A 6,556-nucleotide genomic window follows, 5' to 3' on the forward strand; every position below is an offset into this window, starting at 1 on the left:
TTTATCCTTCCCCCTCACCCTTCCCCTCTCTCCCGTTTGCGGGGGAGAGGGGAAGGGTGAGGGGGCTTAACTTGTTACTTGAAAATTTTCTTTTACCCTCCGATTTTCACCATCGGGCGGTGGCACCTTTTAATCCTACTACCCGTGAAACCGTGGCGGAGAGGTTTGGTAGAGATGGCCTCGGAAAGTTTCTTTTCCAATTCTTCATCATGGCAACCGGAACGCAGGAGGAATTTTATATCGACTTCCTCGTCCGAGAACAGGCAGGTCTTTAACTTGCCATCGGCGGTAAGGCGCAAACGATTGCAGGTATTGCAGAAGTGGTCGCTGATGGGACTGATGAACCCAATCTCTCCCACAGCTCCCGGAAATTTGAATAAGCGGGCTGGCCCATCATGGCTGTTCTTGCTGCTATTTACAGGGACCAGGGGATGATGAGTTTCAATACGCCGTTTGATTTCTTCAGAGGGTAGGCATTGCTCCGGCCGCCATTCACTGAAGAAGCCAATGGGCATGAATTCGATAAAGCGGACCTGAAAGGGATCTTGCATAGTCAAGCGGGCAAAATTGAGGATCTCCAGGTCATTAAAACCAGCAATGGCCACCACATTGATTTTGATGGGAGAAATTCCCACAGCTCGGGCGGCTTTAATACCGGCCCATACCCGGGAAAGTTCGCCCCCGCGGGTAATCTGCCGGTATTTTTCCGGCAAGAGGGAGTCCATACTAATATTCACCCTTTTTAAACCAGCCTGGATGAGGGCCGGGGCGAATTCGGCGAGGAGGATTCCATTGGTGGTCATGGATAAATCTTCGATGCCCCGGAGGCGGGAAAGTTGGCTGATGAGCTGGACGGCATCTTTTCGGACTAAGGGCTCTCCCCCTGTGATCCGAACTTTATTGATCCCTTTTTTCACCGCTAACTCAGCAATCCTCAGGATTTCTTCGTAGGTCAAGATTTCGGAATGGCCAAATTGCGAGACCCCTTCTTTGGGCATACAGTATTGACAACGCAGGTTACAGCGGTCCGTGACCGAGATGCGCAGGTAGTTGATCCTCCGATTATGGGCATCGATTAAAGCATCCATTGCCGAATAAAATGGGGCGCCGAAGGCCGGATTGGCAGGGATAAGATAGAAAAGCCAATATTTTCCAGAAGATTATCGGTAGGCGCAGTGAGTTGCGTACCCATCTCCTTTCCGAGTCCGGGAGGCCCAGTCGTTTCCGACCTGGCCCTGGCCTGCTTCCTCATATCCTTCCCAAGAATATTTAGGGATCACAGGCTCGGAGACTACAATACCCATTATACTTCATTTTTTCCTTTTGTCAAAAAAATTGATGTTCGCGTAAAAAGTCTTATTTTAGCCACAGAGGGCACAGAGATCACAGAGAGATAAAGATAAAGAAAGGTCATTAAAAAAAGATAATGTAGGATACAGATAACATCGGATAAGCATATATAAAATTGAAAAAATCTTAATAAAATTTTCAGAAATTGAACGTTGATGGCTTCGTAAAAAGTCCATTTTGTCCCATTTTCGTCATTCCCGCGAAAGCGGGAATCCAGTTAATTCAAGCAGTTCTGTCCGCCTGAGGCGGACTGCTTTCGCAGGAGTGACGACTTTTCTGACTTTTTACGAGATCATCAACGTTAGTAGTACAGAGGACTCAGAGAAAAGCTTTTATTTTTATATATGTTGGCTCTGTGTTCGCTGTGTGCTCTGTGGCAGCTTTTGCTTTTTTACAAATTCGTCAAAATTATTCTTGCGGAAATTTCATCTATCCTGGAAAATTCAATTGATTTTTTAGCCCTGATAAGCTAAGAAGTAGGAAAAAGGAATCTTTGGAAAAGGAGAGGTCTTGGGCGGAAAGGGGTTGAAGAAGAAGAAAAAGGGAGCTGAAATTATCGCCATCGATGGTCCAGCCGGGGCCGGAAAGAGTACGGTGAGTAAGATGCTGGCCCGGCGCCTCCGTTATAGGTATTTAGACACCGGAGCCATGTACCGTGCGGTAGCCCTTTCCGTCGGACAAGAAGGTATCAACCCGGAGGATGAAGCGGCTTTAGAACGCCTGTGCCAAAAAATAAAAATTTCTTTCCAAGGGGATAGCCAAAATCAGAGGGTGATGCTGGGAAAGGAAGATGTCACCGAAAAGATTCGTGAGCCCGAGGTCGGATGGATGGCTTCCAGGGTATCGATGAAGCGGCCAGTCCGGGAAGCAATGGTGGATCTGCAGCGGAAAATAGGGGCCAAGGGGAAAATCGTAGCCGAAGGCCGAGACACGGGAACGGTTGTATTTCCCGATGCTGAATACAAATTTTTTCTGAATGCGCAACCCGAGGAAAGGGCCCGCAGGCGCTACCGGGAACTTACCGTCAAGGAGCTTTCCTTAAAAATGGAGGACGTAGAAAAAGAAATGATCCAGAGGGACGAACAGGATTCCTCAAGGAAATTAGCTCCACTCCGCCCGGCTGCAGATGCCCTGTTGATTGACTCCACGGAATTGAACCCCGGAGAAGTCGTCGCCAACATTCGGCAACTTATGAAAAAGAGAGAAAGAGATCGCGAAAAAAATTAAGGCCGGGGATGTTTGATTATGGTTGTGGTTTTTTTTTAATATGTTATAATTCCTTACTTAATTTGAAGGAAAAAGCGTGAGGGGGTATTTTTTAATGTCAGTAAAAGAGGAAGAACTTTTAACCGAAAAAATGGAGGAGGGTCCTCCACCAGAGGTAGTTGAAGAACAGACCGAAACCAAAGGCAAACCCGAAGAAGGGGAGAGTTTCCAAGCCCTATACGAAGAGAGCCTGCACGAAGTGCAAGAAGGAGAAGTTGTACACGGGCGGGTGATCCATGTCGGTCCAGAATTCGTAACGGTTGACATCGGGTTTAAATCGGAAGGCCAGCTTCCTTTGCGGGAGTTTTACAACAAGGATGGAACGCTGGTTGTGTCCGTCGGCGACTCCGTCGATGTTTTTGTGGAGCGGAAAGAGTCGGAAACGGGGTTGGTGAACCTATCGAAGGAAAAGGCTGATAAATTTAAATTCTGGGAAGAAATCAGCCGTGCCTGGAATGAAGACCAAGTAATTGAAGGGAAGATCGTCTCCCGGATCAAGGGAGGACTGAATGTGGATATTGGTGTGATGGCTTTTCTGCCTGGCTCCCAAGTCGACATTCGCCCCATCCGCAATTTAGAGAAACTTGTCGGCGGCACTTTTAAATTTAAGATCATCAAGCTCAACCGGCGGCGGGGGAATGTAGTTTTATCCCGCCGTATTCTTTTAGAGAAAGAGCGGGAGTCACGCCGGCAGAAAACCTTGGAGATTCTGAAAGAAGGACAGATCGTCGAAGGAGTGGTCAAGAATATTACCGATTATGGGGTGTTCATCGATTTAGGAGGGATCGACGGATTGATGCACATCACGGATATTTCGTGGGGCCGGATCAACCACCCCTCTGAAGTTCTGACCCTCGGTTCGAAAATCAAAGTCAAGATTTTGCAGTTCGACCGGGAACACCAGCGCGTATCCCTGGGACTGAAGCAAACCCTTCCCGATCCCTGGGAGAAAATAATTGAAAGATTCCCGGTGGGAGCGAGAGTAAAGGGAAAAGTTACCTCCATCACCGACTATGGCGCTTTCATTCAACTGCAAGAAGGGGTAGAGGGGTTGGTCCATGTTTCGGAAATGTCCTGGACCAAAAGAGTCAAGCATCCGTCCAAGATCTTATCTGTAGGGGATGAAGTGGAAGTCATGGTGCTGGAAGTGGAGCCGGGACAAAAAAGAATCTCCCTCGGGTTAAAGCAGACCGTCCCCAATCCCTGGGACACGATAGCCGAACGTTATCCCGTGGGAACGAAGATTCAGGGACGGATTAAAAACATCACCGATTTTGGGATTTTCATCGGCATTGATGAAGGGATCGATGGCTTGGTACACATTTCCGACGTTTCCTGGATTCAGCGCCTGAAACATCCCTCGGAAGTTTTTAAAAAGGGGCAGGAAGTTCAGGCCATCGTTTTGAACATTGATAAAGAAAATCAACGTTTCTCTCTGGGTATGAAACAAATTCAGAGGAACCCCTGGGACGATGTCCATCATCGCTTCAAAATCGGCCAGACCATTCAGGGCAAGGTAACCAATGTAACCAAATTTGGGGCTTTCGTGGAGATTGAACCGGGGATCGAGGGGTTGGTTCATATTTCGGAGTTAAGCAACCAGCGGGTGGAGAAGGCGACCGAAGTGGCCAAAGTAGGGGATGAGGTTCAAGCTGTAGTCATCAACGTGGATCCGAAGAAACACAAAATCGGCCTAAGCATCAAAGAAGTAGGTCGTTCTCAAGCGCATCCTTCTCGGAAAGAATCCCCCCCCGCCTATGATGACGATACCTCCGATTTCGGGCGCATGCTGAAGGAAGGATTGGAGAAGAGAGCACGCGAAAGCGACAACCTCCGGGAGCAGTAAATTCCAGATGAGAAAACACCCTGTCCTTCTGGGGATGATGGTTTTTACCGTGCTGTTCAGCCTTTTCGTGATTAGCATCTGGGCCCTTTCTTATATTGCCAGCCGGGAAGAAAGCTGGTGGGGAGACGAGAAGATTGCCATCGTCGACATCAAAGGCGTAATTATCGACTCCCAACCTGTGATCGAAAAATTGATCAAGTTCCGGAAGAATGAAAAAGTTAAAGCGGTCGTGCTGCGCATCGATTCACCGGGAGGAGCTGTAGGGCCGGCTCAAGAGATCTACGCTGAAGTGAAAAAGGTGCAGCGGGAGAAAAAGGTTTTGGTTTCGGTCGGCTCTGCTGCTGCTTCGGGAGGTTATTACATTGCCTGCGCCGCCGATAAGATTTTGGCCAATCCCGGATCGATCACCGGGTCCATCGGTGTGATCGTGGAAAGCGTAAACGTGGAAGAGTTACTGCACAAACTCGGTTTGCGCACCACCGTGATCAAAAGCGGCAAGCACAAAGACATCGGCTCTCCCACCCGCCGGATGACTGCGGAAGAAAAAAAATTGCTCCAAGGGGTGTTGGATAGCGTTCATGAGCAATTCATCCGGGCGGTGGCCGAAGGAAGAAAAATTCCGCTGGAAAAAATACGGCCTCTGGCGGATGGAAGGATTTTCACCGGCGATCAAGCCAGGAGCCTGGGATTGGTAGATGAGTTGGGAAACCTTGAGGATACGATCGCCATGGCGGCAAAGCTGGTGGGGATCAAAGGGGAACCGGAAGTCATCTATCCCGAGAAAAAAAGGTTTTCTCTGCTGGAACTTCTGCTGCAGGAAACCATCCAAAAAGTTTGGCAGAACCTACGAGAAAAATCTTCTCCGCTTAACTTCTTTTACTTGCCCCCGTCTATCTATCCCACAGCCGAAGGCTGAAACCTCTCAGCCCCCCATGTACTTTCCACGAGTTGCTTCCATAGATGTAGGTTCAAACACGGTCCGGCTTCTTCTGGCGGAGAAAATGGGCAAGGGGAATTTCCGCCCCCTGCGGGTGGAGAGATGTATCACCAGGTTAGGGGGAAATTTTTCCGCGAAGAATATGCTGGATGAAAAAGCCATGCTCCAAACTCTGGCAACCCTCCAGGTTTTTGCGGATATATTGCGGGAGGAAAGGGTAGAGGCTGTCTTCGCTGTGGTCACGGGGGTGGTGAGAGAAGCCAAGAACGAAAGAGAGTTCATCGAGAAGGTTTGGAAAGAGACGGGACTTTCCTTGCGTCTTATCTCCGGGGAAGAAGAGGCCCGCTTGATGCTCCGCGGGGTACTCTGGTCGCTAAAAGACCAAACCCTCTCCCGGATCGTTGCGGATATCGGAGGGGGGTCCACGGAAATCCTCTGGGTCGAGGGAAATAAACCGAAAAAAACCAGGAGCATTGGGTTGGGAGCGGTAATTCTGTGCGAAAAATTTCTGAAGAGCGACCCGCCAGGGCTGCAAGAGCTGGAGTCTCTGGAAAAATATACGGAAGGGATCCTCGAGGAGACCCGGGAATGGTTGGCAAGAGGCGGGCTGGGATTCTCAGCCCTCGATCCGCACCTCGTGGGTACGGCTGGCACGATGACGACCCTGGCGGCCATCGATCAAAAACTTCCGGTTTATGATCCCCAAAGAATCAATGGCCATCAAATTTCGCGTCCCACGCTGGAAAAGATTTATCTTCATCTTCGATCCCTTCCTATTCAGGACCGCCGAACGGTTCCCGGTCTGGAGACAGGACGAGAAGACCTGATTGTCGCCGGGGCAGTGGTTATTTTGAGTATCCTCAAAGTTTTTAATCTGGAGGCTCTACTCGTGATTGACTCCGGGCTACTCGAAGGGGTTCTTCTGGACGGAATTTCCCGGCTTTCTTGATTTCATTTGTCGTGAAATTAACGGTGGGAAAACGAGTCATCCCGCCACCTTAATGGGTGGGTAACGTCAATGGCAGAACCTTCTTCTGAATCGATTTCAAAATTCCTTCGGATTCGGTGACGATCGAGTCGATGAGTTCCTGGCAGGTGGGAATATCGTTGATTAGTCCGATAGACTGGCCGACCATGAGCGGCGCGTAATTGACGTC

General features: G+C 49.3%; 5 protein-coding genes and 1 riboswitch. Of the genes, 4 read left to right on the forward strand and 1 reads right to left on the reverse strand.

Features of this window, described 5'->3' with window-relative positions:
• Nucleotides 1–92 precede the first annotated feature (92 nt).
• Nucleotides 93–1,088: a GTP 3',8-cyclase MoaA gene (gene moaA, locus Q7V48_10210; protein ID MDO9211103.1), complete on the reverse strand. Its 996-nt coding sequence runs from the start codon at nt 1,086–1,088 to the stop codon at nt 93–95.
• An 88-nt stretch (nt 1,089–1,176) separates the two neighbouring features.
• A riboswitch (molybdenum cofactor riboswitch) is annotated at nt 1,177–1,302 on the reverse strand.
• Nucleotides 1,303–1,860: 558 nt separating this feature from the next.
• Here moaA and cmk point away from each other — a divergent pair.
• From cmk to Q7V48_10230, 4 genes are all read left to right on the forward strand, one after another.
• Nucleotides 1,861–2,577 carry a (d)CMP kinase gene (cmk, locus tag Q7V48_10215; protein ID MDO9211104.1) on the forward strand — a complete coding sequence of 239 codons (717 nt, stop codon included), beginning with the start codon at nt 1,861–1,863 and terminating at the stop codon, nt 2,575–2,577.
• A gap of 94 nt (nt 2,578–2,671) precedes the next feature.
• Entirely contained in the window at nt 2,672–4,462 is a 1,791-nt protein-coding gene (locus tag Q7V48_10220; protein MDO9211105.1) for a 30S ribosomal protein S1, read from the forward strand.
• A gap of 7 nt (nt 4,463–4,469) precedes the next feature.
• Nucleotides 4,470–5,378 (forward strand): signal peptide peptidase SppA, encoded by a 909-nt coding sequence (gene sppA, locus Q7V48_10225; GenBank protein MDO9211106.1) that lies wholly within the window; start codon nt 4,470–4,472, stop codon nt 5,376–5,378.
• Nucleotides 5,379–5,463: 85 nt separating this feature from the next.
• Nucleotides 5,464–6,348, forward strand: a complete 885-nt coding sequence (locus Q7V48_10230) for an exopolyphosphatase (protein MDO9211107.1) — start codon at nt 5,464–5,466, stop codon at nt 6,346–6,348.
• Nucleotides 6,349–6,556 lie beyond the last annotated feature (208 nt).

The organism is Deltaproteobacteria bacterium, from assembly GCA_030654105.1.
Classification (GTDB): Bacteria; Desulfobacterota; SM23-61; order SM23-61; family SM23-61; genus JAHJQK01.